26 protein-coding genes are annotated in these 25,873 nt (G+C 39.7%); 15 read left to right on the top strand and 11 right to left on the bottom strand.

Annotated elements, in window-relative coordinates; genetic code table 11:
- The first annotated feature begins 7 nt into the window (after positions 1-7).
- From ABIB30_RS15390 to ABIB30_RS15355, 8 genes are all read left to right on the top strand, one after another.
- Positions 8-4,321, top strand: coding sequence for a type I polyketide synthase (locus ABIB30_RS15390; protein WP_354303480.1), 4,314 nt, complete (start codon positions 8-10; stop codon positions 4,319-4,321).
- Entirely contained in the window at positions 4,309-4,617 is a 309-nt protein-coding gene (locus ABIB30_RS15385; protein WP_068395266.1) for an acyl carrier protein, read from the top strand. The genes ABIB30_RS15390 and ABIB30_RS15385 overlap by 13 nt, the downstream gene beginning before the upstream one ends.
- Complete coding sequence (locus ABIB30_RS15380) at positions 4,599-5,360, top strand: alpha/beta fold hydrolase (protein WP_354303478.1); 762 nt, start codon at positions 4,599-4,601, stop codon at positions 5,358-5,360. The genes ABIB30_RS15385 and ABIB30_RS15380 overlap by 19 nt, the downstream gene beginning before the upstream one ends.
- Positions 5,361-5,380: 20 nt before the next feature.
- The gene (locus ABIB30_RS15375; RefSeq protein WP_354303476.1) at positions 5,381-6,586 is read left to right on the top strand and encodes a glycosyltransferase; all 1,206 of its coding nucleotides are present in this window, start codon (positions 5,381-5,383) and stop codon (positions 6,584-6,586) included.
- Between the two features lie 10 nt (positions 6,587-6,596).
- A complete protein-coding gene (locus tag ABIB30_RS15370; RefSeq protein WP_354303474.1) occupies positions 6,597-7,802 on the top strand; it encodes a glycosyltransferase in 1,206 nt (401 codons plus the stop codon).
- Between the two features lie 105 nt (positions 7,803-7,907).
- Entirely contained in the window at positions 7,908-9,185 is a 1,278-nt protein-coding gene (locus ABIB30_RS15365) for a condensation domain-containing protein (RefSeq protein WP_354303472.1), read from the top strand.
- A 3-nt stretch (positions 9,186-9,188) separates the two neighbouring features.
- Positions 9,189-10,463 carry a condensation domain-containing protein gene (locus tag ABIB30_RS15360; RefSeq protein ID WP_354303470.1) on the top strand — a complete coding sequence of 425 codons (1,275 nt, stop codon included), beginning with the start codon at positions 9,189-9,191 and terminating at the stop codon, positions 10,461-10,463.
- A gap of 49 nt (positions 10,464-10,512) precedes the next feature.
- On the top strand, positions 10,513-11,013 hold the full coding sequence (locus ABIB30_RS15355; RefSeq protein ID WP_354303468.1) for a hypothetical protein: 501 nt from the start codon (positions 10,513-10,515) through the stop codon (positions 11,011-11,013).
- Positions 11,014-11,021: 8 nt separating this feature from the next.
- Here the strand turns inward: ABIB30_RS15355 and ABIB30_RS15350 are convergent, their stop codons facing one another.
- Positions 11,022-11,486, bottom strand: coding sequence for an Lrp/AsnC family transcriptional regulator (locus ABIB30_RS15350; RefSeq protein WP_354303466.1), 465 nt, complete (start codon positions 11,484-11,486; stop codon positions 11,022-11,024).
- Positions 11,487-11,667: 181 nt separating this feature from the next.
- Here ABIB30_RS15350 and ABIB30_RS15345 point away from each other — a divergent pair, with 181 nt between their 5' ends.
- Positions 11,668-12,723, top strand: a complete 1,056-nt coding sequence (locus tag ABIB30_RS15345; RefSeq protein WP_354303464.1) for a PLP-dependent cysteine synthase family protein — start codon at positions 11,668-11,670, stop codon at positions 12,721-12,723.
- Positions 12,724-12,813: 90 nt separating this feature from the next.
- On the opposite strand, the gene ABIB30_RS15340 is transcribed toward ABIB30_RS15345, so the two are convergent.
- From ABIB30_RS15340 to ABIB30_RS15305, 8 genes are all read right to left on the bottom strand, one after another.
- Entirely contained in the window at positions 12,814-13,848 is a 1,035-nt protein-coding gene (locus ABIB30_RS15340) for a glycoside hydrolase family 18 (RefSeq protein ID WP_354303462.1), read from the bottom strand.
- Positions 13,849-13,959: 111 nt separating this feature from the next.
- Positions 13,960-14,652 carry a VIT1/CCC1 transporter family protein gene (locus tag ABIB30_RS15335; RefSeq protein WP_354303461.1) on the bottom strand — a complete coding sequence of 231 codons (693 nt, stop codon included), beginning with the start codon at positions 14,650-14,652 and terminating at the stop codon, positions 13,960-13,962.
- A gap of 5 nt (positions 14,653-14,657) precedes the next feature.
- Positions 14,658-15,755 carry a DNA alkylation repair protein gene (locus ABIB30_RS15330; RefSeq protein ID WP_354303459.1) on the bottom strand — a complete coding sequence of 366 codons (1,098 nt, stop codon included), beginning with the start codon at positions 15,753-15,755 and terminating at the stop codon, positions 14,658-14,660.
- A gap of 5 nt (positions 15,756-15,760) precedes the next feature.
- Positions 15,761-16,135, bottom strand: a complete 375-nt coding sequence (locus tag ABIB30_RS15325; RefSeq protein WP_354303457.1) for a hypothetical protein — start codon at positions 16,133-16,135, stop codon at positions 15,761-15,763.
- Positions 16,136-16,250: 115 nt separating this feature from the next.
- Positions 16,251-17,237, bottom strand: a complete 987-nt coding sequence (locus ABIB30_RS15320; protein WP_354303455.1) for an aldo/keto reductase — start codon at positions 17,235-17,237, stop codon at positions 16,251-16,253.
- A gap of 34 nt (positions 17,238-17,271) precedes the next feature.
- Complete coding sequence (locus ABIB30_RS15315) at positions 17,272-17,562, bottom strand: putative quinol monooxygenase (protein ID WP_354303453.1); 291 nt, start codon at positions 17,560-17,562, stop codon at positions 17,272-17,274.
- The gene (locus tag ABIB30_RS15310; RefSeq protein ID WP_354303451.1) at positions 17,534-18,172 is read right to left on the bottom strand and encodes an NAD(P)H-dependent oxidoreductase; all 639 of its coding nucleotides are present in this window, start codon (positions 18,170-18,172) and stop codon (positions 17,534-17,536) included. Before ABIB30_RS15310 ends, ABIB30_RS15315 begins: the two co-directional genes overlap by 29 nt.
- A gap of 144 nt (positions 18,173-18,316) precedes the next feature.
- Positions 18,317-19,126 carry a S24 family peptidase gene (locus ABIB30_RS15305; RefSeq protein ID WP_354303449.1) on the bottom strand — a complete coding sequence of 270 codons (810 nt, stop codon included), beginning with the start codon at positions 19,124-19,126 and terminating at the stop codon, positions 18,317-18,319.
- Between the two features lie 172 nt (positions 19,127-19,298).
- Here ABIB30_RS15305 and ABIB30_RS15300 point away from each other — a divergent pair, with 172 nt between their 5' ends.
- From ABIB30_RS15300 to ABIB30_RS15290, 3 genes are all read left to right on the top strand, one after another.
- On the top strand, positions 19,299-19,805 hold the full coding sequence (locus ABIB30_RS15300) for a DinB family protein (RefSeq protein WP_354303447.1): 507 nt from the start codon (positions 19,299-19,301) through the stop codon (positions 19,803-19,805).
- 105 nt (positions 19,806-19,910) lie between these two features.
- A complete protein-coding gene (locus tag ABIB30_RS15295) occupies positions 19,911-20,717 on the top strand; it encodes a FecR family protein (protein WP_354303445.1) in 807 nt (268 codons plus the stop codon).
- Positions 20,718-21,100: 383 nt separating this feature from the next.
- A complete protein-coding gene (locus ABIB30_RS15290) occupies positions 21,101-21,493 on the top strand; it encodes a VOC family protein (RefSeq protein ID WP_354303443.1) in 393 nt (130 codons plus the stop codon).
- A gap of 157 nt (positions 21,494-21,650) precedes the next feature.
- Here the strand turns inward: ABIB30_RS15290 and ABIB30_RS15285 are convergent, their stop codons facing one another.
- A complete protein-coding gene (locus tag ABIB30_RS15285; protein WP_354303442.1) occupies positions 21,651-21,947 on the bottom strand; it encodes a Dabb family protein in 297 nt (98 codons plus the stop codon).
- Between the two features lie 134 nt (positions 21,948-22,081).
- Between ABIB30_RS15285 and ABIB30_RS15280 the strand changes: the two genes are divergently transcribed.
- Together ABIB30_RS15280 and ABIB30_RS15275 are read left to right on the top strand one after the other, a co-directional pair.
- Entirely contained in the window at positions 22,082-23,065 is a 984-nt protein-coding gene (locus tag ABIB30_RS15280) for a GlxA family transcriptional regulator (protein ID WP_354303440.1), read from the top strand.
- 7 nt (positions 23,066-23,072) lie between these two features.
- On the top strand, positions 23,073-23,786 hold the full coding sequence (locus tag ABIB30_RS15275) for a glycerophosphodiester phosphodiesterase (RefSeq protein ID WP_354303439.1): 714 nt from the start codon (positions 23,073-23,075) through the stop codon (positions 23,784-23,786).
- Between the two features lie 38 nt (positions 23,787-23,824).
- Here ABIB30_RS15275 and ABIB30_RS15270 read toward each other — a convergent pair whose 3' ends face one another.
- Positions 23,825-24,826, bottom strand: coding sequence for an LCP family protein (locus ABIB30_RS15270; RefSeq protein ID WP_354303437.1), 1,002 nt, complete (start codon positions 24,824-24,826; stop codon positions 23,825-23,827).
- Between the two features lie 638 nt (positions 24,827-25,464).
- Between ABIB30_RS15270 and ABIB30_RS15265 the strand changes: the two genes are divergently transcribed.
- Complete coding sequence (locus tag ABIB30_RS15265) at positions 25,465-25,866, top strand: response regulator (RefSeq protein WP_111635962.1); 402 nt, start codon at positions 25,465-25,467, stop codon at positions 25,864-25,866.
- The last annotated feature ends 7 nt before the right edge of the window (positions 25,867-25,873 follow it).

The raw sequence follows: 25,873 nt of genomic DNA, 5'->3' as shown, positions 1-25,873 counted from the left end.
ATACTCAATGAAGAAAACGGATGTAGCTGTGATTGGAATGTCTTGTATTTTCCCCGGAGCGGGAGATCTGGATACCTTCTGGAAAAATATTATTAATAAGGTTGATTCTACTCAAGTTGTGCCACCGGATCGTATTGATCCGGTGCACTTCGATAAAGATTCAACTGGAGTAGATCGTTTTTATTGCAACAGGGGTGGATTTATACCTGAATACAACTTTGATCCACAGCGTTTTGGTATTCTTCCTGTAGCCGTAAATGGCACGGAACCTGATCATTTACTGACGCTGGATTTGGTTTATAGTGCTCTGGAAGATGCAGGTGTATTTGAAAAAAATACTTCCTTGGAAAATACAGGGATTATCATTGGCAAAGGAAATTATGCAGGCCCCGGTGCAACAAGGGCTATTGAAATTGTAAGAACCGGTGAACAGATTGCTGCGGTACTGAAAGATTTGCTGCCACAGCTGGGAACCGCAGAAATAGAAAAAGTAAAACATGAATTCCAGGCACGTAAAGGTCGTTTCGGCCCGGATACAGCGATGGGATTAATTCCAAATCTGGTAGCCTCACTCGTTGCTAACCGTTTAAATCTTGGAGGTGTTGCGTTTACCTTGGATGCAGCATGCGCGAGCTCCCTGATTGCTATAGACCATGCGATTCAGGAATTGAATAGCGGACGCTGCAATATGGTAATTGCTGGCGGCGTACACGTTGGGCAAAATGCGGCTTTCTGGAGTATATTCTCCAATTTAGGTGCACTCTCTAAACAAGAAATGATCAAACCTTTTGATGCTGGTGCTGATGGTTTAATTATTGGTGAAGGCTGTGGCTTTGTAGTCTTAAAGCGATTAGAAGATGCTATTCAGGATAAAGACAGGATCTATGCGGTGCTCAAAGGGGTAGGTGTAAGCAGTGACGGAAGCGGTACCAGTGTAATGAGTCCTTCAGTAAAAGGCCAGCTCAGAGCGATTACACAAGCCTGGGACAATTCAGGATTGTCCGCTAAAGACATTGGTTATATTGAAGCCCATGGAACAGGTACACCTTTAGGGGATAAAACTGAACTGGAAACCCTGACGCAGTTTTTCGGCCATGACGCTGAACTACCCAAAGCAGGAATCGGGACCGTGAAATCTAATATTGGCCACGCCATGCCAGCAGCAGGAATTGCCGGGCTGATCAAAACCTGTTTAGCCTTATACCATGATATCCTGCCGCCAACATTACACTGTGAAAATCCTTTAGCACAACTTGCTCAAACACAGTTCTCAGCAGTTCAGGAACCATTAAGCTGGGAAAAATCCGGTTTGCCTAAAATAGCGGGGGTCAATGCCTTCGGTTTTGGAGGGATTAATGCCCATGTGGTTTTGGAAGGATTTAACGCACCTAAAAAAGATGAAGTCTTATTACTGGCACGCCCCACACATGAAGAGTTGATTCATGCTTTGGAAAACAACGATTATAGTGCTGGCATTGGAAATTATCGGATTGCACTTTTCAATCCGACCCCCGAAAGAATCAAAAAAGCAATTAAGATTGCCGCAAAAAATAATCCCTGGCGTAATAAACAAGATATTTGGTATACCAACGAACCTTTAATTAGCAATGGCGGTAAAATAGCCTTTGTATTTCCTGGTCTGGATGGTCTGGCAGGTGGTGAAGTATCGAGCGTAATTGATTATTTCAATATTGCAGAAACTCAGCATGCTAAAGCGGAGGGTTTACTAAGTGATGCCTTAAAAACGCTGAACAAAAGCAGTGTACTGGATATTGCTCTTAAACAGTTAGGCGTAAAACCCGATATGAACGCCGGGCACAGCTTAGGCGAGTGGCTGGCAGCAAGATCATCAGAACTGGCTGAAGAAAGTTCCGTTTCACAATTGCTTAAAGTCCTGAATCCGGAAACTTTTGAGTTAAAAGATTCGAGATTTATCGCAGTGGGATGTGGAATAGAGCTGCTTTTACCCATCATCGCCAACATCAATGATGTTTATCTTTCTAACGACAATTGTCCACAGCAGGTTATTCTGTGTGGCAGTAAAAACGCTTTAGAAGAGCTAACTCCTATATTGAAAGCAACGCAGATTTTTCATCAGATTTTGCCTTTCCAGTCTGGTTTTCATTCTCCGTTTATTGCAGATAAACTAGAAGTAATCCTGGAAGGAATGAAAGACATGCAATTCCGTAAAACAACCACACCACTGTGGTCGGCAACTACGCTGCAACTTTATCCGGAAGGCTTCGAAGCTATTCGTCAATTGAGCGCAGAACACCTGATTAAACCGGTGCGTTTCCGGGAATTGACAGCAAAACTTTATGAACAGGGTGCAAGAGTATTTATACAGATCGGATCGGGTGGGTTAGTCGGTTTTATTGATGATACACTGAAAGGAAAAAACTTCAGTACGATTTCTTCTAACGTACCTGTCAGGTCAGGAATCACTCAACTGCAACGTGTAATTGCTGCTTTATTTGTAGAAGGTAAAGAGACAGGGCTGAACTTTCTCGGACAAATTAAATCCAGCCCTGCTTTAAAAGGGAAGGGGATCAAATTAGAATTGGGTTTACCTACTATTACCGGTCTGGATACCCTGAAAGAATTGGCAGCCGCGGTAAAACCATCGGTTCATGCACAACCAAATCCTGGGGTATATGCCAAAGGGATATTGGAAGATCTAGCTGATCCGGTTATGAAAGCTTTCAATGAAAATGTACTGGAAATGGCAAATATCCAGGCCGAAATACAGCAATTGTTTAAAGACAGAGTTTTACAGCCTGCAAATGATACGAACCGGTTAACCAGACCGGTAATAGCTACGCCTGAAGTGTCAACGCCACTGACACCTCAGGTATTAGCAACACCACTCAGCAGAATGCCTTTTTCCAAACAATTAGATATTACGCTCGAAAACTGTCCTTATCTGAAAGACCATGCTTTACTCAGACAGCCTAAAGACTGGCATTGTGTAGATGACATGGATCCGGTTATTCCGATGACGATGATTTTTGAGTTGTTCGGAGAAATTGCAGAAGAACAGTCTCCTGGAGAACAGGTTCATAAAATATTGAACATCAAAGTTTTTCAGTGGATGAATGTGATCAAGCCTTTCCGGGAAACCATTACTGGTGAATGGAAAGATCAGCAAAAGGTATACCTCAACTTAGAGCGTTTTGCAAATGCTGAAGTTTTACTGGCAGAAAAGCTGGGTATACCACCTGTGCATCAATCTTTTGACATTGGTAAAATCCTGGACATCCAGCGGACTGCAGAACAGATCTATGAAAATCATATGTTTCATGGACCGGGTTATCAGGGCATTAAACATTTAAAAGCAGTAGGTGAAAAAGGGATTACCGGTATTATTGAAAGTGGTGCCGGAAAAGGTTCGCTGCTGGATAATGCAGGCCAGCTTTTTGGTTTGTGGTTGCAACTGATCCTGACCAAAGACCGGATTGCCTTTCCAGTGAAAATACAGGAAATTGAGTTTTTCGGAAATATGCATGACCAGCAAGGTGAGTTTGAATGTACCTGTGTGCTCATCGATATAAATGAAGAATTTGCGACAGGTAATTTTATCATAAAGCGTGATAAACAGGTTTGGGCAATAATCTCAGGCTGGCAAAACAGGAGACTGGAAATAGATGACGCTTTGTGGAGTGTTTCTATGTCACCACTGCACAACCGCTTATCTAAAGAAATTGCACCTGGTATTTTTATGTTTCATAATGCCTATTCCAGAGTGGTTTCCTGGGACTTTATTCTGAAACGCTATTTCAATCAGGACGAGAAAAAGTATCATAACGCATTGTTACCTAATAAAAGAAAGACCTGGATGATTAGCCGGGTAGCCGTAAAAGATGCCGTCAGGGATCTGCTCAACAAAGAAAAACAGCATGCCTGCTATCCGATCACCTTTGAAATTAAATCGGACGAGCTGCAAAAACCTTACCCTCACGGTGGTCAAACTGCTGGTATTCATGTTTCTTTAGCACATAAAGGAACTGATGCCGTGGGGGTTGCCCGCCTGGGCAGACCTGTAGGTATTGATATCGAAAGTATTGAGGAACGCAGTGCAGGGTTTTTTGACCTTGCATTCGCCGGCACAGAAATGGCCTTACTGCAAGGCAGGGACAAAGCAGAATGGGCAACCCGTTTCTGGACTGCCAAAGAAGCTTATGGCAAGTACCTGGGCAAAGGCTTGCAAGGCAATCCAAAAGCCTATGTCGTAGAAGAGATCATAGGTGAAGAATTACGCATCAAAGACACAATTATAAAAACCATTAAACACCATAACTATATAATCGGATGGACGCTATAGCAACGAATCGGCAATTAAATAACAACGAAATCTTTGACTTGATGAAACAATTCATCACAGAAGTTATTGGGGAAGAATTTGTGGAAGAAATGGACATTACCCCTCAAAGTTCTTTTACCAAAGACCTTGAAATGGACAGTATAGAAATTGTATCCTTCTCTGAAAAGATAAAAACACACTTTGGTGAACAGATCGACTTTACAGGATGGTTGTCCGCAATGGATCTGGATCAGCTAATTAACCTGAACCTGGAAATGATCATTAATTATATACACGAATGCCAGTCATCCAAGTAAATCAAAGAGAAGTGCACATCCAGGAATTGAATAAAGGGGCGGCCGAAACTGTTCTTTTAATTCATGGCATGTTCAGCAATCTTTCTGTTTATTATTTTAATATCGCTCCGGTACTCGCAGCACATTTCCATGTGGTGATGTACGATCTGAAAAGCCATGGAATGAGTGAGCGTGTGCTGGAAGGTTATGATCTGAACAGCATGACCGATGATCTCTGTGCGCTAATGGATGTATTGAAACTCAAAAAAGTGCATCTGGCAGGTTATAGTTTTGGAGGGCTCATTGCTTTAAAAATGGCGATGCGTTTTCCAGAGAAATTAGGGAAACTGGTAGTCATTGAAGCACCTGATCCGAATGATGAAAAGACCCGCGGCATTATTGATGACTACAGCAGAGAATTCCTGGAGCACTATGTAGAGAATTTTACAGATACGACGAAGGTGAAAATGGGTAAAAGACAAATGGAACGTAACCACCGGATGTATGAATACCTGTTCTATCAAACCACTATCAAAGAAGATATGATTCTGGAAAGCGGATTTTTCAGCACACCGGAGATGATTGCACTGGAAAAGGATACGCTTTTATTATATGGATCAGGTTCTAATTGTTTACAGGCAGGAAAACAACTGAATAAACTGATCAGCAGATCCGATCTGATCCCGCTCGATGGTGATCATAATATCCCGATTCAGAAACCGGAAATGGTTGCAAACATTGTAGCTGGGTTTTTTATAAACTAATTCAACCTTAAACGCGCACTATGGCAAAATTTGTATTTATTGTTCCTCCGTTAACTGGCCATATCAATCCCACTTTAAGTATGGGAGCTGTTTTACTGCAACGCGGACATCAGGTTGGCTGGATTACACTGGACCCTGATCTGGCTTTAAAATTACCTGAAAGAGGGGAGTTATTATTGATTAAATATAACGAAAGTGATCAGGAGAAACAGGACAGCGAAAAGTATCTTGATATAATCACTAAAAAGATTGTTTATGGAATTGATAGTATCAAATTTTTATACGAAGAAGTATTAATTCCATTAAACCGGCATAGCTATGAAGGTATAGTGAGCTGGCTGGAAAAATATAAACCAGACCTGGTTATTACCGATCACCAGATGTTTGCTGGTGCTATTGCGGCAGTAAACCACAAAATCCCTTATGCAACCTCAGTTACCGCTCCCGCTGCCATCAAGATCATGGACGAACTGCCTAAAGTTCATGAATGGGAAGTAAACCAGATTGTGGCTTTGCAAAAAGAACTGGGCATAGATAAATCTACTTCTATAGCCTGTTCAGGTATTCTGACGATGGTTTTAACTTCTAAAGAATTTTTTGGAGAACTGGAATTACCAGCCTCTTATCATTTCGTGGGCCCGGTCATTAACCGCAAGCCCGTCCATGCCTATTTTGACTGGGACTTATTGCAGAAAAATAACAGGCCTAAAATATTAGTCAGTATCGGAACCACCTTTGACCATGAGCATAAAAAGAACTTTTTTGCGAAGGTCATTGAAGCTTTTGAAACTGAGGATGTGACCGTAGTGGTCGTTTCCGATCCCTCACTTTTTGACCTGTGGCCGGAGAACTTTATCGTACAGCGGATGGTTCCGCAACTGGAATTACTGCCGCATCTGGATGCTGTAGTTTGCCACGGCGGACACAATACGGTCTGTGAAACCCTGATGAATGGTTTACCGATGGTTGTTATTCCAATTGCCTACGACCAGTCACACGTGGCAGGAAGAGTAGTGCGTGTTGGTGCAGGTTTACGTTTGAATTTCAACCGTTTCAAAGCCAGACATCTTCAGGAAACTGTTCAGCAAATATTGCAGGATGCAGCATTCAAAACTGCAGCAGCAGAAATTAAAGCTTCATTTATAGCTGCTGGTGGTACTGAAGCTGCCGCTACTTTACTAGAGCAGTTTAGTGTCAATGAACCTTTGTTTTTATTAAATAATTAAAACAGGAATTATGTCTAGATTTTTATTTGTCGTACCCCCTTTTTTTGGCCATATCAGCCCAACCCTTAGCATAGGGTCCAGTTTAATTGCCCGCGGGCATGAAGTGAAATGGATAGGAATTACACCACTTGCTGCAAAACATATCCCTGAAGGCGGAGCTTTTATTTACCCTGAAGCAGACCTTGCAGAGCATCAGGAAGAAATTGACCGGATATTAAAGCGCCAGGATGATGGCCCAGCTTGTTCTGGCCCGGAGGTCATGAAACTGGCACTGGAAGAAACTTATGTTCCATTTGCAAAGATTATGATGAAAGGTCTGGGGAATTTCGTAGACGAGTGGAAACCAGACGTAATTGTAAATGACTGTATTACTTTTGCAGGAGCTTTATGTGCCCATATCAAAGGTATTCCATCAGTGACCACTACACCAGTGCCACCAGATGTGATCGGAGATACGCAGACCAGTGCCCCTAAAATATTTGAATGGCAACAACAGCTGATCAAAGGCCTGCAAGAAGAACTCGGTATCTATGGGGATGATATTTTTATTCATTCTCATAAACTCAATCTTGTTTTTACCTCTCAGACATTTGCAGGATTTACAGAAACCCCGCCGCATATGAAATTTGTCGGCCCGGTAAAAGGCAGGCCAAATCATGCTGCTTTTGACTGGGAAAGACTTGCAGCCGCAAAAACACCTAAGGTATTCGTGTCCCTGGGAACTTTATTAGTAGATATCAGAGCTGCATTTTTCCAAAAACTGATTGATGCTTTTGCAGATCAGCCAGTCACAATCATTGCAGCTACGAATCCGGATATTTTCGAGGTATGGCCTGATAATTTTATTGTCAACAGCTTTGTTCCGCAAACCGAACTGATGCCGCATATGGATGCGGTGATCTGTCATGGTGGTTTCAACACCGTCAACGATACTTTTATTAATGGTTTACCCATGCTGATCACACCTATTGCTTATGATCATTTTCATACGGCTAAACTTATTGTGAATGCAGGCTGCGGAATTAGTATCCGTTACAAAAGATTAAAAATTGCTGATTTGAAAATTGCTGTTTTCGAATTGCTGGAAAATCCGCAATACCGGAACGCAGCTTTAAAAATAAAAGAAACGTTTATTGCTTCAGGTGGGAATGACAAAGCAGTACAGTTGCTGGAAGATTTCGCTGAAGCGGAACAATTAGTCGAAAAGAATAATTAAGCGCCGATGAACCCGACATGGTTAAAGTAAGTATTAGGCACACAGGGCAATAAATATTTTGATCATCAAAGACTCATCTAACAAAAGAACAGTAAATAAAATTAGATGAAAAGAAAACTACTTTTTGGTGAAAGGTTAATGCTTGGTGATGGAAAAACTCCTTTTAACGGAGTGTTCCCAATTAAAATCCGCGGAGAATTTTCTGCTGCGAGCCTGCATTATGCACTGTTAAGACTGCAACAGAAACATCCTTTGCTGAATGCAGTAATTACCTATGATAAAAATAACCGCCCATACTTTGCGACAGCTAATGAACAGCCAGTTAAAATTCCAGTAGAAATCCTTTCCAGGTACAGTGATCATGACTGGGAAGCGGAGACAGTCAGGCAATGGCAAACTCCGTTTAGAACAGAACTGGAACCGATGTTACGCGTGTCATGGTTAAAAGGAGATGGAGTTTCTGAGCTGCTTACGGTCTTTCATCACTGTTTGATTGATGGCGGATCAATAATGACTATTCTGACTGCATTATTCGAATTAATAGATAATAGAGATGCCGATATTGGTCAGGAAAACCCCATTAAAGGACTTGCGGACATTGTGCCGCCTGAGATTATGGAGAATAGAAAGGAAAAGATAAAAGTGAACCTGATCGGTAATATTGCCGTACTAGCTTTAAGGCTGATGCCGGCGGGAAGAAAAGCTGTAGAAAGAAAAAAGGATTACTTGATTCACTGGAAAATGGATGAAGAGATGACCTCACAACTTTCCGGTTTCTGTAAACGTGCTAAGGTAACGGTCAATACGCTTTTATGTGCAGTGCTGTTACAGACTTTTAAAGAGGTAAGAAAAGAAAAATCACATAATAAGATTTCCTGCCCAGTTGATCTGCGTAATATTAATCAGCATATAAAAAAGGACAATATTTTTGCTTTTGGCTCTATGTTCGTTGTCAGCTCTTATCCGGAGCTTGATTTTATGAGCAATCTGAGGGCTATACATCAGGATATTAAGCAAAAGCTCAAAAAAATTGATCCATACCTGATGCTGATGGTACTGGAAAAAGCACATCCCGTACTCCATAAATTCAGTCGCTTTTTAAAACACAGCAAATCAAGTAACGATTGTATGTTCTCTAATATGGGCAGGATAACTATGCCTTATCAGTATAAAACATTTGAAATAGAAACCATGTACGCACCGACTGCAATCGGTCCTCTGGGTAATACAACGTCACTCTTAACATCTACCTGCCGCGGGCAAATGGACTTTTGCTTCGTCGCCAGTGAAGGATATATTCCTTATACAGAAGGTCAGGCTATACAAACAAGGATCATGTCGATCCTCAAAGAACAATTAAAAACACAGCTTCAACCAGCATAACAAATGAAAAGAAAATTGATCATTGGAGAAAGAGTGATGTACGTGGATGCACTTACCCCTGTTAATTGCATTTTTACAGTAAAGATCCGTGGGCCTATTGAGCCGGAAAATTTGCGTGCAGCCCTTGATAAAATACAACATAAGCATCCTTTATTAAGGATGCAAATCGATGATCAACAAGTCGGTGGCCCATATTTTATTTTGAATGAACAGCTTAAAGTAATCCCGATAAGGGTTGTTGAGCGTAAAGGGGAACAGGACTGGCTCAATGAATCCAAAGCAGAATGGGACAAATTATTTGATGGTGAAAATGAGCCATTAGCCAGAGTCGTCTGGTTAAAATCAGCGGAAGTTTCGGATATTTTGTTAGTGCTGCCACACTGCATTTGTGATGGGACTACGCTGGTCACGTTGATGCAGGAATTATTATTTCTGCTGGATGAACCCAGTATGGAGCTTAAACCCTATGCTTCTTTCCAATCCGTAAAAGAGCTTTTGTCTTCTTCTTTTTCGGTTTCACCGGCGAAGGTTTTTAAGGCGCGCTTGTTTTCTTTACTGGGTAAAGCCTTTTTCTATTTTAAGCCAACTCAGCGTAAAGTTGCAGCCGGAAATAATTACGTGCTGCATTGGAGACTGGATCAGCAGGAGACTGTTGAATTGGTTGAACGCAGTAAAGCTGCGGGGACTACGGTTCATGCAGCTTTGTGTATTGCAGTCATGAAAGCCTTTGAGCAGGTAAGAGGTATAAAAGCACATGGGAAAGTAATCTGCCCGGTAGACATCAGGCAGTTTATTCCTGAAATCAAAAATGACACTATGTTTGCTTTTGCACCTATTGTCGAATTAGAGATCGACAAGAATGCGGAGGTAGATTTCTGGAGCAAAGCAAGAATGCTGAAAGCAGATCTGAATACTAAAGTAGAAGCTTTGAAAGTTGCGGAAATGCTTTGGATGAGCGAGTATTTTCATGCGATTGTGAGCCGGATGGTCAGGTTTTTAAAAGCCACAGATGGAACACATGATGTCACGCTTTCCAATATGGGCAGGCTCAGGATTGCAGAAAACTATCAGAATTTTGAAGTACTGGCTATCCATAGCCCTACAGTGGCTTTTCCATGGAGGAATCCGAATACGATGATTGCGAGTACTTTCAAAAACAAAATGGATTTTACACTGATGTCCAATGATACTTTTTTGACTGAACAAGAAGCACTGCTCGTTAAAACAGCCACCATGAATCTGTTATTTGAAGATTTAAAACAATTATCCGTTGCCTGATATGTCTGTACCTGATACAAAAAAAAATGAAGTCACGCTAAAGCGTTTTTTGCGTAAAAATTTACTGTACTATATTATTCCGAATGTGTTTTTTAATACGATCATTCCATATTTTAGTTTTACAGACCTGAATGCTGTCCACTTATTTGATGGAGCGCAGAACCTGGCCCGGTTTATTTTGCCGATGGCCTTTTTTCTGCCCTTCATCATCACTTTTGATATTCTGAAAAAGACGATTACACTTTCAGAGAAAGGACATTCAGAAATTATCTTGCCAGAAGGCTTCAAGAAAGTTAAGTTCATCTTTCAGATGGCAGGTATTAACGGTTTTTGTACTGTATCCTTTGTTTTTGCAGTGATGCTTGTGCTGCATTTTGGCTTCCCTGAGCTTTATAATTATAACGGAGCTGTGCTGGCCGTTCTCTTAGGATTAACAGCAGCGGTATTCTCTGTTCTTTTTACTTACCTGCCGATCAGAAAATTAAAGAAACATCATTTACCTTATGCTGTGGAAGACCGTGTTGATCAGCAGCAGTTGATTAAAGAATAAGATTTTAATTACAAAGGATAGGCTGTTTCACTTTTAGTCTCAGAGAGGACGAAAAAGCTCTGAACAGTGCTGATATTTGATAGTTTTGCTAGTTTATTCCTTAAAAATAAATGATAAGTATCCATATCACTTGTAGCAATGCGAAGGATAAAATCAAAGGCTCCGGTCATTTGAAAGCACTCCATTACTTCGCTGAATTTCGCAACTTCCTGCTCAAATTCACCTAAAGACTCCGCAGTATGTTCTTTCAGTAAAACCTGGGAAAAGGCAATCAGGCTTTTATTGATCTTTTGCCGGTCCAGAATCGCTACTACTCTTTTGATATATCCTTTTTCTTTGAGCTTTTTTATTCTGTCATGTACGGTTGCAATGGACTTGTGCAACTTAAAAGCGATCTCTTTATTAGTCAGCGTAGCATCCTGCTGTAAAATCCTTAAAATTTCCAGGTCTGTCGGGTCTAAATCTGTTTGCATTTTTGGCTATAAATCAGGAGTGAAAAAATACCGGTTAATGTGCTGAATCAAAGTGCTTATCCGTAAAAATATAAACTTTATTCTCTATTATCCATAAAATTTACGGATTTTTTTAAATGTCTTGTTATTAAAGTTGGTATGACTGAATTTTACTGAAATATCAGATAATCTTAACCAAGTTATGTCAGTAAATACAAGCAAAGTAAATGGTTTAACAGCGGCGCTGGAAAGTAAGTTTGCGCATTTATGGCACTTGGTAGGGAATACACCGATGCTGGAATTACACTATACTTTTCAAGGGAAACCAGGGAAATTATATGTGAAATGTGAACACTATAACCTGACTGGAAGTATCAAGGACAGGATTGCCTTATTTACTTTATATAATGCTTACAAAAATGGCATGATCAAACCCGGTGATGAAATCATTGAAGCAACCAGTGGCAATACCGGGATTGCTTTTGCTGCGATTGGTAAAGCAATGGGACATCCTGTTAAAATCATTATGCCCGGATGGCTTAGTAAAGAACGGATTGATATTATCAAAAGTCTGGGTGCAGAAGTGGTACTGGTCAGTAAAGAAGAAGGCGGATTTTTGGGCAGTATCAAATTGGCTGAAACTATGGCTTTAACAAATGACCACACTTTTTTGCCTCGTCAATTTGAGAATACAGATAATCCAAAAGCACATGAGGAAACTACAGGTGCCGAAATCTGGGAACAGCTGAGCTTAAATAATTTAATACCCGATGCTTTTGTGGCAGGGGTAGGGACAGGGGGGACTATTATGGGAGTTGGACAGTATTTAAAGCAAAAAAACAAGGCTATTAAAATCCATCCGCTTGAACCCGCAGAATCTCCGACACTCACCACAGGTTACAAAGTAGGGAGTCATAGAATACAGGGGATTTCTGATGAATTTATTCCTGCAATTGTAAAACTGGATGAACTGGATCGGGTTATACAGGCAAATGATGGAGACGCAATCTTAATGGCACAAAAATTAGCCAGTCAGTTGGGGCTGGCCGTAGGGATTTCTTCGGGTGCAAATGTGATCGGGGCAATCAGATTGCAACAGGAATTAGGGCTGGATAGCTGTGTAGTTACTATATTTTCTGATAGTAATAAAAAATATCTGAGTACAGATCTGATGAAAGAAGAGCCTGTTAAAGCAGGTTACCTGGCACCGGAAACAGAGTTTCTTCAGTATAATCCAATTAGCAGATTGAATAAATAAGTTAAAGGCAGGCAAGATGTGGCCATTATATCTTCCTGCCTTTAATTGAATTTCTTACCTCAGACTGCAACCTTGACTATTATTTCTTTATTATAAATGCGGGTTCATAATTTGAATCGCCTGACGGGTGCTGCTAAAAACAGGGGTATGGTTGTAATCTCTGCTCATGCGGTAAGTACCTACACCGGCAGTTCCGTTTGTTTTAGTCCAGTTAGCAATATCCAGCAGCCATTTCGTTGCTTTGGCATCGCCACCCGGAGTGTCTTCTGTACCATTTGGGTATTTAAATTCATCCCCGTTAGTCAGTACAATCAGTTTTGTTTTATCAAATGCAGTCAGCAACGGTGTCAGATCTGAAGTTTTGCTTCCGCTCCAGCGGCGGCTACCACCAACATAAGACTGAAAGTTTACATAGGTATAGTTGCTCTTGAAAGGTGTGTAAATTGTATTGTATCCAAGACTACCACCTGCAACATCCACGTCAGTATCATAAATAAAAATTGGTTTTACACCCGCTTTAGTCAGATTACCAGCCTGTGCATTAGGGCCAAAATATTTGGCTACAGAAGTTAATACTGCTTTAGCATTACTCGCTGGTGCATCGCCACCAAAAGTACCTGTTTCAATGTCGACATCAATTCCGTCCCATCCCATGCCTTTAATAAATTTGTCATGCATGGCCTTGGCCCAGTGATCATAAGTACTGTTTGCTGATAAAGTCGTTTTTTGAGTTGTCGTGGTATCTTTCACCGATCCATCATAATAGGCATCATTTCCAGGGAAAGTACAGGTCAGTATTTTTGTCCCTTTTGCCTGTACAGTAGTCCAATGTGAGGCATCTTTATCCCATCCGGCAAATGCGACAACAATATCTACGCTATCTGGGACATTTAACATAGAAGAAGCAGCTGCTGGGTCATTGCCATCAGCCACCAGGTAACCCAGATATAGTTGATGTGCACTTTTTTTATAGGCTAATAAGTTTTTAAGATAATCTGCATCTGACGGTGTACCGCCTGATGTACCAGCGCCGTCTGTGATTTTTTTACAGGAGCCGAAAGCAATAATTGAGATGACAAGGATAAAAATCCCCTTGTAAAGTTGGATAAAAGGTCTTGTTTTCATAGTTGATCATTAGGTTTATGATTTGGTTGCTGGCTGAGGTATGACTCTAAGCTAAAACAATTTAGTGTAATTTTTGTTTGTATCAATCAACTGATTTTAAGTCTTTTAATCTTAAGATATTAGTTTAGCGATGCTAAATGCAGCAGCAGCAGCAATAAGGCCGATTGCGGTTACTTTGATCGCACCTTTTAATGGTGGCTGACCAGTAACTTTACTTTTAAAGTAACCAAAAATGAATAAACAAAAGGTGGTAATCACTGCAGAAAGCAGCAAACCATCATGAGGTGTTGAGGTTAAAAAATAGGCGGAAAGCGGTAATAATCCGCCTATGCAATAAGCAATGCCAATAGTGAGGGCGCTGTTTCTGGCCCTGTTACTATCTGGCTCTTCCAAACCCAGTTCAAACTTCATCATGAAGTCTACCCATTTGGTTTTATCCTTTGCTAACTGATTGGCCAGGATCGTTTGCCCTTGCTCGTCAATACCATATGCTGCAAAAATCTCTTTCACTTCCTGTATTTCCTGTTCCCTGAAGTTTTCAACTTCGTTATATTCTCTTAGTTTTTCACTCTCATAATGTTCCTGTTCTGTTTTTCCAGCCAGATACCCACCAAGGCCCATGGCAATACAACCTGCAACGATTTCGGCCAGCCCTGCGGTAATGATGATTGCATTGTTTTGCACTGCGCCACTTAAACCCGCTGCTAAAGCAAAAGGCACCGTTAAACCATCACTCATCCCAATCACAATATCAGAGATGAACGCCGAACTTTTCAGATGCTTTTCCTGGTGAATAGGTGCCATAAAAACTAATTCAATTCAAAATCTTTTAGTTCACTTTCCCGGCCATTAAGAATAATAGCTAACTGCTGTGCACCGGGATAAAACTTTCTGGTCGTAATAATTTTAAAACTTTGTTTTCTGCTGATCACAGCAATTTCTGCAGGCAGAAATTCACGCTCACTGATTTTGAAAACCTTTTTAGAGGAAGTCCCATTCAATCTTTTATAGTAAACTGCATATTCCAGGCGGATTTTCTGCTGAACAGTAGCTGTGTTCTTGACAGAGATCGTAAATTCAAGGCTTTCACCAATCAGTACAACTGCGGTCAATATTTCAAAATTCACTAATTCGATAGCGGTACTCTCCAATCCATAATGTGCTAATATTTTGGTATGGCCTTGTTTCAATAAACCGCGGCAACCGTGCTTAATGATTGCATCCGTTTCTTTACTCAGTCCTTTCCAGCGGGCTGCAATAGCGATCACAATTTCTGGATAATCTTTAGAAATGTCATTCAGGCTATTAGCTACACTTCTGCGCACGTATTCTGATGGATCATTTTTTAGATTTTCCAGAATAGGGAGGATCATAAACGGATCTTTTTTTAATCCGGGTACAGCCATTGCCCAGGGTAATCTTGATCTGCTGCCTTCACTGGCCAGCCGTCTGACATGATGGTTTTCATGTAAAGACCATTTTTCCATTTGTTGCATCATCTGCAGACCATATTTAGCCAGAAATGGTCTGACTGCAAACTCACAACTGATGAACTGTGTAACTGATTCGATAGCTGGAATAGAAGTGTCATAATCTTCCAGCCCGTACGTTTCAATATAGTCCGGCAAAAATATATAAGCCAGCATTTGTTCTCCTGTTTGCTGCTTTTTAAGGTGAGCAATCAGAGAGGATAAATGCTGGATTGCTTCGGGATACCCTGAAGGCAGGAATTGATGAATAACCAATGTGGTATGGTGCATGCGCTGCTTAAGTTCCATAGCGGAAAAACCTTCCACATTGATCAGTTCAATAAATCTTTTTTTATTGAATTCAGGATTTAGCTGAATCAGGCTGTCGGCTAATTTATTGTAAAAGGAAACGGAATATATATCTTTTAATAAGCTCATTTAATTTAATCTTCTTTTTTTCTGACGCCGCTAAGGTCGAATTGATTGTTGATGTTACCAACTATATGATCGTCATCTTTTTTGAGCAGGTTCATTTCTACCTGACCGCTGCTATGGTCAAATGTAACCGTAACCGTAGAATCTTTTAAGGTGACCGTTTTAAAAGGCATTTCTTTTTTATCTGCTATACTCGTGATACTGCCAGCCAGCTGACTATCTTTCAACTCAAACTTTACCAAAACATCGGTATTACCATTGGGAAGTCCTTTAATTAAGATATTCCATTGTCCTACGAAGTAGGTGTCGTTTTTTTGAGCTGATGCAGCACTGGTAATCAATAACAGCACTACAAAAGAGAAAATAAAGCTTAAATTCTTCATAATTGTCTGATTAGAGGTTTTCTTTAAATATAAATAATAATCAGTCAAACGAAAGAAGCCGGTTCCTGTCTTTTTATAAACATTCGAACCGGCTTCTGATGAAGATATTTTTGTATTATCCGACTAATTCAATTGCTTTATTAATGCTGTTTAATTCATCAGTATTTAAGGTGATATCCATTGTTCTTGCGTTGTCAATCGCCTGGGCAGCATTTCTTGAACCTGCAAGTACAATGCTCACGCCCGGCTGCAGGGTAGTCCATCTTAATACTACTTGTGCAACTGTTGCATTTTTGCCAGCTGCAATAGGCGCAATGGTTTGCAGAAGCGCTTTTACTTTTTCAGGATCAAACTGACCAAAATAACCGTTACGGTGATCATTTGATTTCAGTTTGGCATCTTTGAAATATTTACCAGTCAGCAAACCTCTTTCCAGCGGGCTGTATACAATGACACCGATATTGTTTTCTACAGTATAAGGAACAATTTCTTTTTCAATTGTTCTGTTCAGCATACTGTAAGAAACCTGGTTTGAGGCAAGGCTGATAGTTTTTTGTGCTTCCTTTAACTGATCAAGACTGTAATTACTTACACCAGCTGCTCTGATTTTACCTTGTGCTATCAATTGATTAAGCGCTTCCATAGTTTCATCAATCGGGGTAGTTGCATCGGGCCAGTGTAACTGTAAAAGGTCGATGTAATCAGTACCCAAACGTTTTAAACCTTCCTCTACTTCTTTAATGATATTACTTTTGGAAGCATATTTATAAACGGGTATACTTTTACCATCTGCTCCTGCATCGAAAAAGAATTCTCCTTTGCCATTGTTGCTACCATCCCAAACCAATCCGAATTTATTCAGCAACTGGATTTTTGAGCGGTCTCTTCCTTTGATGGCCTCACCAATCAGCTCTTCGCTTAACCCGAACCCGTAGAATGGTGCCGTGTCGATACTGGTCACTCCATGGTCAAGTGAAGCATGAATTGCATCAATTGAATCTTGTTTTTCATTTCCACCCCACATGGTTCCGCCAATCGCAAAAGCACCGTGGGTAATTGTTGATAAGTTTAATTCTGTATTTCCTAATTTTCTGTATTCCATAATTATATAATATGATCACTGGTCGGAGCAGGGTTTAAGCTACTCTTTTAGTGATGTGTAAGATGGGTGCGCCATCTAATATTGGTGCAGCATCTGCTGCGAATTTTTTAATATGAGGAGTTACATTGTGTAAATCCAATTCTTCCTGACTTGCCCATTCTTCATGGAAAATAAACAAATTCGGATCTTCTTCAGACTGATGCAGATCATACTGCAGACAAGCAGCTTCATTTTTTGATCCTGAAACCAAAGTTTTTAAAATCGCTTTTAATTGCTCAGCGTTTCCTGTTGTACTTTTAATTATTGCTGTTAGATAAACACTCATGTTCTTGTTTTTGATTAATGAAGGTATTGGTTAAATGTTCCTGATATAATTTCATATCATTGATAATATCAGCATTCTTCTCTACATCGTGAAAATGGATACCGGCTAATGGCTGCATGCCTGTAAAAGCATTCATCCGGTGAAAACCAAACAATACGCCATTATCTACACTGCGCTGATCGAAAAACTCGCCAGGCAAAGTGAAAGCAGTAGCTGGCGCATTCCACGAAGAGGTTACCATGTATTTTTTGCCATGTAAAGAACCACCAGTCCCATAATTAATGTTTGGATTGGCCGAAGAGCGGCCGTCACTTCTGTAAATCCCTTTCTGGTGACCTTCAGTAAATACAACGTCAATATATTTTTTTAAGCCATGGGGTACCTGAAACCACCAGATAGGCGTATGGTAAATGACTACATCGGCCCATACATAGTTTTCTACTTCCTGTGCTGGATCATATTCATCATTGATATCGGTTGACCTGACTTCAAATCCAGGCTGACTTTTAAAGAAGTTTAATGTCGCATTGAAAATTGTGTTGTTAAAACGACCTCCGGAGTGTCCGAAAACTTGTCCTCCGTTGATCACAAATATTTTTTGATTTTCCATTTTGCAGATCTTTTAATTTCTAAGACAAAATTAAGTCTTCTGCTGGTCTCATTAAAATAGTATGAATCATAGTAATGTATCATAATTATGATACATTACCAAATCTGCCATTGGCCTTGGGGCAGCATGTAAGAGTACTGATGATTACATCATGGTATTAATCCGGATACTTGCTTTGATAAGTGCCATTGCCTTAACATATTCCATTCTGATGTCTTTTGGAGCATGTGTGCTGTTATGGCTGATTAGTTTGATATAATCTTCTCCTTTTTCTGAATGATTGACATATCTTAATATAGTTGCGTCATCTCCGTCAATATTAATTGATAACAAATACATCTCACCATAATAGATTCCTTCGTTCAGGTTATTTACCCTTTTATAAATGACAATATCGCCGCTTTTCAGAACAGGGTACATGCTTTCTCCAAGAATATAAAGTGCACCATCACTTTTTGGAAGTTTGGGGATATAGATATGGTCGATGATATTTGGTGGCTGATTAAAAAAATCAAGCAAATTTCCTGCGGGGTTCATTTCATAAAGCGGGATTCCCTGTTGGTGTTGCAGATTGGTACTGATTCCTGTGGTGGGTGGATAAGTTGCTGTTGTTGTAGGTGGATAAGTTGCTGCTGTTGTGGGTGGATAAGTTGCTGCTGTTGTGGGTTGATATGTTCCTGCTGTTGCTGGATTTTTTCCAGTAGAGATTGGATAGGCTAAAGAAACACCGGCCTCCTTTTTAACCTTTTTCATTTCTCCCGAATCATTAAACATCCATTCGAAACTAATGTCAAGATCATTGCATAACTTCACAATGAAATCTACCTTAGGAACGATTTTACTCCTGTAGTTCCTGATGTTAGCTTCGTTTGTTCCCAAGGCAGCTGCGAATTTTGAGTTGTTATCCTCAAAATAATTCACAGCTATCTCATTGATCTTTTTAATTATATCCATTTTGATAAAAAGAGGTTCCAGCTGTAAAGATTGCATAAAAAGAATAACTATAGCTGATATTGATATGCAATTAAGTAGTATTTGTCTGAAATGCCCCCTGAAATTGACTTTTTAGGCAAGCAAGAGTATACATATTATCTATTTATCTTAGTCTGGATTTAAAGCATAAGTTATGGAAACAATTCTGTTAGACACTGACCGTACGTTTACTACGCTATTACAGGCCGTCTCTTCGTTCGAAGAGCAACAGTTAAATGAGACTCCTTTTACTGGGAGCTGGACTGCGGGACAAGTGGCGCAACATCTTATTCTGGCCAATACAGGATTCATAGAAGTTATGCAGGGTCCTGTCAAAGATGCCGACCGGGAACCAGACCAGCAGGTTGGACAGATCAGGGCTGATTTCCTGAATTTTGAGACTAAAATGAAATCTCCCGATTTTATCTTACCGTTGCCTATTGATTATAGTAAACAAAGGCAACTGGGGACATTGGAAAATATAAAAAGCAGTTTGATGCATTTGATAGAAACTATGGAACTTGATAAAATATGTCTGACTTTTGAGTTGCCCGGTTATGGTTTTTTAACCCGGTTTGAGGCTATTTATTTTGTGAATTACCACAGTCAGCGGCATACCCATCAATTGAATAACATCTATCATCATTTATCAGAGGAATAGCATCGGAATTTTAGCTTCATTCTTTTATCTTAGCAAAAATCGCAGGTTTGATCACCAATCAATTTTGGTGGGCTATATGTATCAAGTAATCCTACAGCTATAAATATGAAAGATGAAGGGGAAGGGGAGGCACAGGTTTCCTCACATCAATTGAAACTTGAAATAGAAGAGCTGCAGCAAAGGAAGAAAATGTTCCTTTTGGGCTATCAGTTCTGGTTAAAAATAGTAGCTGTATTTCTGTTCTTTGGCGCAGGTGCATGGTTGTATTCCAGCCAGTTTTCTACACAGGAACTTCTTTTTCTGACTAAAGGAACAGTGCAGGCAGATACATTAACTGATGGATCGGTCATTGTACTGAATAAACACAGCTTATTGCGTTACCCCGAAAAATTCAGAGGTGGGCAGCGTCAGGTATGGTTAACAAAAGGAGAGGCTTTCTTCACGGTTGCACCAGTACAGGAAAAATCATTTGTTATGCATATCAGCAGTACCACGATCAAAGTGGCCGGAGCTTCTTTTAATGTGAAAAACAGAAAAGGCAGTATAGAGATCATTGTTGAAAAAGGAACAGTTCAGGTGAACAAAGGTGGTCAAATGAACACGCTTAATGCCGGAGAGAAAGTATTGATCAAACAAAATTCATCTCAATTGATAAAAGTAAACAATACTGATCAACTGTATACTTATTACCGGACTGGCGGATTTAATGCTGACGGTGTGCCATTATGGAAAATGGTGGAAGTTTTAAATGAAGTCTACAACAGTCATATTATCATTGGTAGAAAAGGCTTAAAAAACAGGCTGTTGACCGGGACTATTAAAAATGTATCTCTGGAAGCCGTTCTGGCCGCAATCAGCCGGAATACAGGCTGCGCTGTCAAGACAAAAAACAATCAGGTCATTCTTTACTGAACATTTTGCTGAACTCTTATTTTTATGACTTACAAAGCCTGGAACCGGCTATAAAAAAAAATATGGCTTTCGCTTATAGAATACGTGTTGAAAGCAGGTCTGAAAGCCTGTTGAAATGACCACAGTCATTCCAACCTCATTGTAACAACATTTTAAAGTCGTTTAACACACTATTCTACCTGTTCTCTTCCTGTGTTGTAATAGATCCATTTGACTTAACGATAGACTGCACTGCTTTTGCTTTACCACATTTCTTCACTTGCAGGCAATGGACTAAATATGTCGCAGCCGCCCCCCTAAATTGCCCTGTTCAACCCCGGCATAATCCAGTTAATATGTTCATCTTAGACTAATGAATTATCAATAAATTTAATCTTAAGCTTATGGCAATGTTTAAAGATGTTAAGGCATTCAGTGGTTTCTCTGTAAAGGAGATATCCGAAGCGATGAAATTTTATAAGGAGATATTGGGACTAGAGATTTCCCAGACCATGGGACAGTTAGTGCTGCATATTGCAGGTGGTGGAACTGTATTTGTTTATGCCAAACCTAATCATGTCCCTGCAACTTTTACGGTTCTTAATTTTCCCGTTCAAAACCTGCAGGAAGCGATGAATGAGTTGCGTAAAAAAGGAGTCAGATTTATCATCTACAAAGAAAAAGACTTTGAAACTGATGATCAGGGAGTGTTCCATGGCGGTGGTCCTAAAATAGCCTGGTTTAAAGATCCATCCGGTAATATATTATCCGTTTTGGAGAAAGACAGTGCTGAATGAAACTAATTTGCCCGTTGAATAGTGACCTATTGTAGACTTAACATAGAAAGAACGGCGTAACCTTGCAAAATGATTCTCCTGAGCTGAGAATCATTTTGCAGGCGTATGTTGAAAATATCTCGTTTGCATCTTTAAAGAAGAAGCAATTCACTGATGCTTAGATAGCGTCGTAAATGATCACCTTTTCGAAGAAGCCTCTGAACTCATCTAAAAAGGCTATATGAATAGGGTGAGCCTGGTAAACATCATGACCAGCAAGGTCTTCAAAGAATACAATCTCTGAGAAGGTATAAGTTGTATCCACAACTGCGCGGTCAATAGATGCAGGAACCCCAATATGAATTTTTGTTACGGTTTCTATCTTTTCTAAAGATTCAAGACCTTTTTTGAATGCATTTTTTTGATCTGCTGTGGTATCGGCTTTTAACCAGAATAAAACGTGGTGGGCTATCATAGTATTTTTTATTTTTTCTTCTGCAAATGTAATAACCTTCTCCAGTATACAAGAAAAACAAACAAACCTTAGTGAAAGCGGATGAATGAATTTGGGTTTTATATGTTATATTTAGGTATTAAAAAAATAATCAAATGATAAAACTTGGTCTTCTCCTAACGAATCAATACAGATTATTAAGCGTAGCAGCTATACTGGATGTCTTTGAAACAGTCAATAAGCTTTATATTCAGGATGGTCATCCTGCTCCTTTCCAAATTGATTTGTTTTGTAGTGACGACAGTTTGTTGAGTAATCCGGGTACCTATTTTTATGGTTATGAGCCGATAGCTATTCAAAACTCACCCAAACAAGACCTGATTTTGATACCTTCTTTTATCAATGAAGATATCCAGCATGCCATTGCTGAAAACTATCCGGCAGTTACCTGGTTAAATCAGCAATATGCAGCAGGGGCGGAGCTGGCCAGTTTTTGTACTGGTGCTTTCTTGTTAGGCGCAACAGGATTGCTCAATGGAAAGATTGCAACGACACATGTAGATGCTTGTGCAGATTTTGCTGCCGCATTTCCTGAGGTGAGCCTTCAGGCAGATAAAACAGTTACCCAGGACGGCAGGTTATATACAAGCGGTGGTGCAACTTCCAGTTTCCATCTGATGTTGCACCTGTTACAAATACATTGCGGGAACTCAATCGCCATTAAAATTGCAAAGCTATTTGCCATAGATATGGACAGACATACACAATCTTATTTCAATACTTTTCAGATTTCCAGAAAACACAATGACGATCTGGTTGCCATGGCCCAGCAGAAAATAGAAATGGCTTATCATAATACCGGGACTATTGAAGAAATGATTAAAGATATCCCTGCAAGCAGGAGAAATATAGTAAGGCGCTTTAAACAGGTTACCGGAATTACGTTAATTGAATATTTGCAGCAGATCCGTATTGAAGCCGCAAAAAAACTTTTAGAGCAAACCGTTGAACAGATGACGGAAGTAATTTATAAATCAGGATATAATGATCCTAAAGCTTTTAGAAAAGTATTCAGAAAAACAGTAGGGATGACACCAAGCGAATACCGGGATAAATTTTATTTGGGAACAAGAGCCTGATCCCGCAATGAACTGGAACAACAATAAAGTAATTGCCCATCGGGGTGCTTTTAAAAAGAATAACCTGCCTGAGAATTCAGTTGCTTCCTTAAAAGAGGCAATCAGGTTAAAATGTTACGGATCTGAATTCGATGTACATCTCACTAAAGATAATTTAATTGTCGTAAATCATGACGAAGATTTTCAGGGGATCCCTATTGCAACTTCCACTTATGCAGAGTTGAGGCAAAAAACGCTACACAATGGGGAATACCTTCCAACTCTGGAAGCGTACCTGAAGGAAGGTATGAAACAAGATCAGACGAAATTGATCCTGGAAATTAAAGTTGCTGCGAACCTTCCCCGTACTTTGGCACTGACTGATGCCGTGTTCGGAATGGTGCAAAATATGCAGGCAGGAGCGTGGGTAGAATACATTAGTTTTAGCTATGAAGCACTGTTGCGGATATTACAACATCATCCAGCTGCAAAGACTGCATTTCTGGCCGAAATCAATGATGAACTTCCTGTTGAAACCTTAAAAAAAGATCATATCCAGCAAGCCGATTATGACTTCAATATTTACCAGGCCGGGGATTGGTTTAACCGTGCCCACAGTCTGGGAATGACAATCAACGCGTGGACTGTTAATGATAAAAAAGATATGCTAACCTTATTGGAAAACAAGATCGATTTTATCACCACTAACGAGCCGGAATTACTGCTTGGCTTAATAAGTTAAGCTGATTTGTTTTATTTAATGTGTTAATTAGTAGTGAATTAACGTGCGGGGCTAACGCCCTTGTAAATGAAATTATGAATGGCAGCTGTCGTAATTTTCAAGTCGGCTGATAAGTACCAGATATTGTTGACTCTTATACCTTTACTCGAAGAATCCAGCGGAAATCTTGCTTGCTCAATAGTTTTGCTTTTTGAATTCAGAATATCTCCGCCTATCTTCAATAGGTTCATACCTGAAAGACTGGTTTCCATATTTGGTAAAATCTGATTCATAAATACCGGATATAATGCCGGGCCTGCACCTTTCATCTTGTTAAACAGCGCGACCAGGACTGTTCTTTGTCTTTCGGTTCTTTCATAATCACCGCGGCCAACTGCTCTGATCCTGGTATAGGCTACGGTTTGTCTGCCATTTAATACTTGAATACCGGCATTGGTGACATTTACCGGAGGGATATTCTCAATAATAGAAATCTCTTTCAGATAATTGTTCAGGTAAGGGATTTCTTCAGGTTTAACATTGATCTCTACGCCACCGAGTGCATCAATCATTTTGGCCGTTCCGAAAAAATCAACATTGATATAATCCTGGATGTCCATATCAAAATTCTGATTAATTGTCTTAATAGCTAGCTGAGGTCCTCCTATAGCAAATGCAGCATTGATTTTATCCATTCCCTTGCCTTCTATATTTACATAAGTGTCCCGCAGGATAGAAGACATTTTAATTTTTTTGGTTACCTGGTCAATCGTAATAATCATGATTACATCAGAATTTCCTTCCTGGCTTTTATCCCGTCTGTCCACTGCGAAAAGCGCAAGGTTGATCGGCGGGTTAGCAATAGCCGCAATCCTTTTTTGTGTTTTTGGTGAGATGCCCAGTGCAGCTGGTGTTTTGATCAGTTTAACTACAGGTTTTGGAACCGTTGTTTCTGCAACATTTGCAGGCACTGCTGAAGTTGTTACGCTGGTAGTGTCTTGTGCTGAAGCTGTCAAAGAAATTGTACTGAACAGAACCAGGCTTAAAAAGATATATTTCATAAAAACAGGGTAATCATTAAGTTAATTATTTGTAATCTATTTATTAACTGCAAATTATGTGCTAACAAATCAGATTAATAGATATTGTTTTGAGATTCAGCACGCTTTAATTCCTGGAAATTCCCCTATTTTGAGCACCGGGGGTATAAATTTTACAGTTAGTTGAGATAATTCCCCTAATTATTGTGCTCCCGGGATCTTTATGATGAAATGGGGAAATTAAAAAAGCGGGATCTTTATAAAACATTGTTCCTGTCAAATGGGGATGACTGGGATTTGTTTATTGCGTTGAATCGATTGATTGCTTATAATCCGGGCTTTAGGTTAAAAAAATTAAGGGGGATTGATTCCTGAATTATGATTTTTTTAATACAGTCTATCATGAATTGTATTTGGTGGCTGATTTTGGCAAGATATTGGGAATATAGAATGTAAATACAATATGGATTGATAATTAGAAATTATTTTATCAATCCATATTAAATTATAAAACTGATGTTTATTTTAATTCGTAATTGTTGATAGGATGTATAACTTGCATAATAATTGTAATGCTTTTGATACATTCAAAAACGCGGTTATTTAGTCAAATAAAAAATCTCTGAATAATATTAATCTACATCTTAATTCCCCTTTAAATGGAAAATGTCTCATTTGGTAAAAAGCAAATTTTAATAGTTGACGATGAGCCAAGTATCTTAAAATTACTGAACTTCATCCTGTCAAAACAATACGCTGTCCACGCTAAGGAGAGTGGATATAAGGCTCATTTATGGTTGGAAGAAGGGAATTTTCCTGATATCATCATTCTGGATTTGCACATGCCACATTTCGATGGTACCTCTTTCCTGAAAAGTATTAAGATCAGTGGTTATTACCGGGAAATCCCTGTTATAATTTTATCAGCAGCAGAAGATCTGGATAAAATTGTTGCAAATTTGCCGTTCAAAGTAGAAGCACATTTCCCAAAACCATTTAACCCGGAGAGTTTAAAAACGGAAATTGCCAGAGTTTTAGCCACATTAACAACTGCTATTTAAAGAAATA

It is taken from the genome of Pedobacter sp. UYP1, assembly GCF_040547305.1.
Taxonomy (GTDB): Bacteria; Bacteroidota; Bacteroidia; order Sphingobacteriales; family Sphingobacteriaceae; genus Pedobacter.
Note: the sequence above shows the minus strand (reverse complement) of the source record. Positions and strands in the feature narration are given on the sequence as shown.

Coding starts and splice junctions, on each gene's coding strand:
- ABIB30_RS15390 (WP_354303480.1), top strand. CDS start 8: ATGAAGAAAACGGATGTAGCTGTGATTGGAATGTCTTGTATTTTCCCC.
- ABIB30_RS15385 (WP_068395266.1), top strand. CDS start 4,309: ATGGACGCTATAGCAACGAATCGGCAATTAAATAACAACGAAATCTTT.
- ABIB30_RS15380 (WP_354303478.1), top strand. CDS start 4,599: ATGCCAGTCATCCAAGTAAATCAAAGAGAAGTGCACATCCAGGAATTG.
- ABIB30_RS15375 (WP_354303476.1), top strand. CDS start 5,381: ATGGCAAAATTTGTATTTATTGTTCCTCCGTTAACTGGCCATATCAAT.
- ABIB30_RS15370 (WP_354303474.1), top strand. CDS start 6,597: ATGTCTAGATTTTTATTTGTCGTACCCCCTTTTTTTGGCCATATCAGC.
- ABIB30_RS15365 (WP_354303472.1), top strand. CDS start 7,908: ATGAAAAGAAAACTACTTTTTGGTGAAAGGTTAATGCTTGGTGATGGA.
- ABIB30_RS15360 (WP_354303470.1), top strand. CDS start 9,189: ATGAAAAGAAAATTGATCATTGGAGAAAGAGTGATGTACGTGGATGCA.
- ABIB30_RS15350 (WP_354303466.1), bottom strand. CDS start 11,486: ATGCAAACAGATTTAGACCCGACAGACCTGGAAATTTTAAGGATTTTA.
- ABIB30_RS15345 (WP_354303464.1), top strand. CDS start 11,668: ATGTCAGTAAATACAAGCAAAGTAAATGGTTTAACAGCGGCGCTGGAA.
- ABIB30_RS15340 (WP_354303462.1), bottom strand. CDS start 13,848: ATGAAAACAAGACCTTTTATCCAACTTTACAAGGGGATTTTTATCCTT.
- ABIB30_RS15335 (WP_354303461.1), bottom strand. CDS start 14,652: ATGGCACCTATTCACCAGGAAAAGCATCTGAAAAGTTCGGCGTTCATC.
- ABIB30_RS15330 (WP_354303459.1), bottom strand. CDS start 15,755: ATGAGCTTATTAAAAGATATATATTCCGTTTCCTTTTACAATAAATTA.
- ABIB30_RS15325 (WP_354303457.1), bottom strand. CDS start 16,135: ATGAAGAATTTAAGCTTTATTTTCTCTTTTGTAGTGCTGTTATTGATT.
- ABIB30_RS15320 (WP_354303455.1), bottom strand. CDS start 17,237: ATGGAATACAGAAAATTAGGAAATACAGAATTAAACTTATCAACAATT.
- ABIB30_RS15315 (WP_354303453.1), bottom strand. CDS start 17,562: ATGAGTGTTTATCTAACAGCAATAATTAAAAGTACAACAGGAAACGCT.
- ABIB30_RS15310 (WP_354303451.1), bottom strand. CDS start 18,172: ATGGAAAATCAAAAAATATTTGTGATCAACGGAGGACAAGTTTTCGGA.
- ABIB30_RS15305 (WP_354303449.1), bottom strand. CDS start 19,126: ATGGATATAATTAAAAAGATCAATGAGATAGCTGTGAATTATTTTGAG.
- ABIB30_RS15300 (WP_354303447.1), top strand. CDS start 19,299: ATGGAAACAATTCTGTTAGACACTGACCGTACGTTTACTACGCTATTA.
- ABIB30_RS15295 (WP_354303445.1), top strand. CDS start 19,911: ATGAAAGATGAAGGGGAAGGGGAGGCACAGGTTTCCTCACATCAATTG.
- ABIB30_RS15290 (WP_354303443.1), top strand. CDS start 21,101: ATGGCAATGTTTAAAGATGTTAAGGCATTCAGTGGTTTCTCTGTAAAG.
- ABIB30_RS15285 (WP_354303442.1), bottom strand. CDS start 21,947: ATGATAGCCCACCACGTTTTATTCTGGTTAAAAGCCGATACCACAGCA.
- ABIB30_RS15280 (WP_354303440.1), top strand. CDS start 22,082: ATGATAAAACTTGGTCTTCTCCTAACGAATCAATACAGATTATTAAGC.
- ABIB30_RS15275 (WP_354303439.1), top strand. CDS start 23,073: ATGAACTGGAACAACAATAAAGTAATTGCCCATCGGGGTGCTTTTAAA.
- ABIB30_RS15270 (WP_354303437.1), bottom strand. CDS start 24,826: ATGAAATATATCTTTTTAAGCCTGGTTCTGTTCAGTACAATTTCTTTG.
- ABIB30_RS15265 (WP_111635962.1), top strand. CDS start 25,465: ATGGAAAATGTCTCATTTGGTAAAAAGCAAATTTTAATAGTTGACGAT.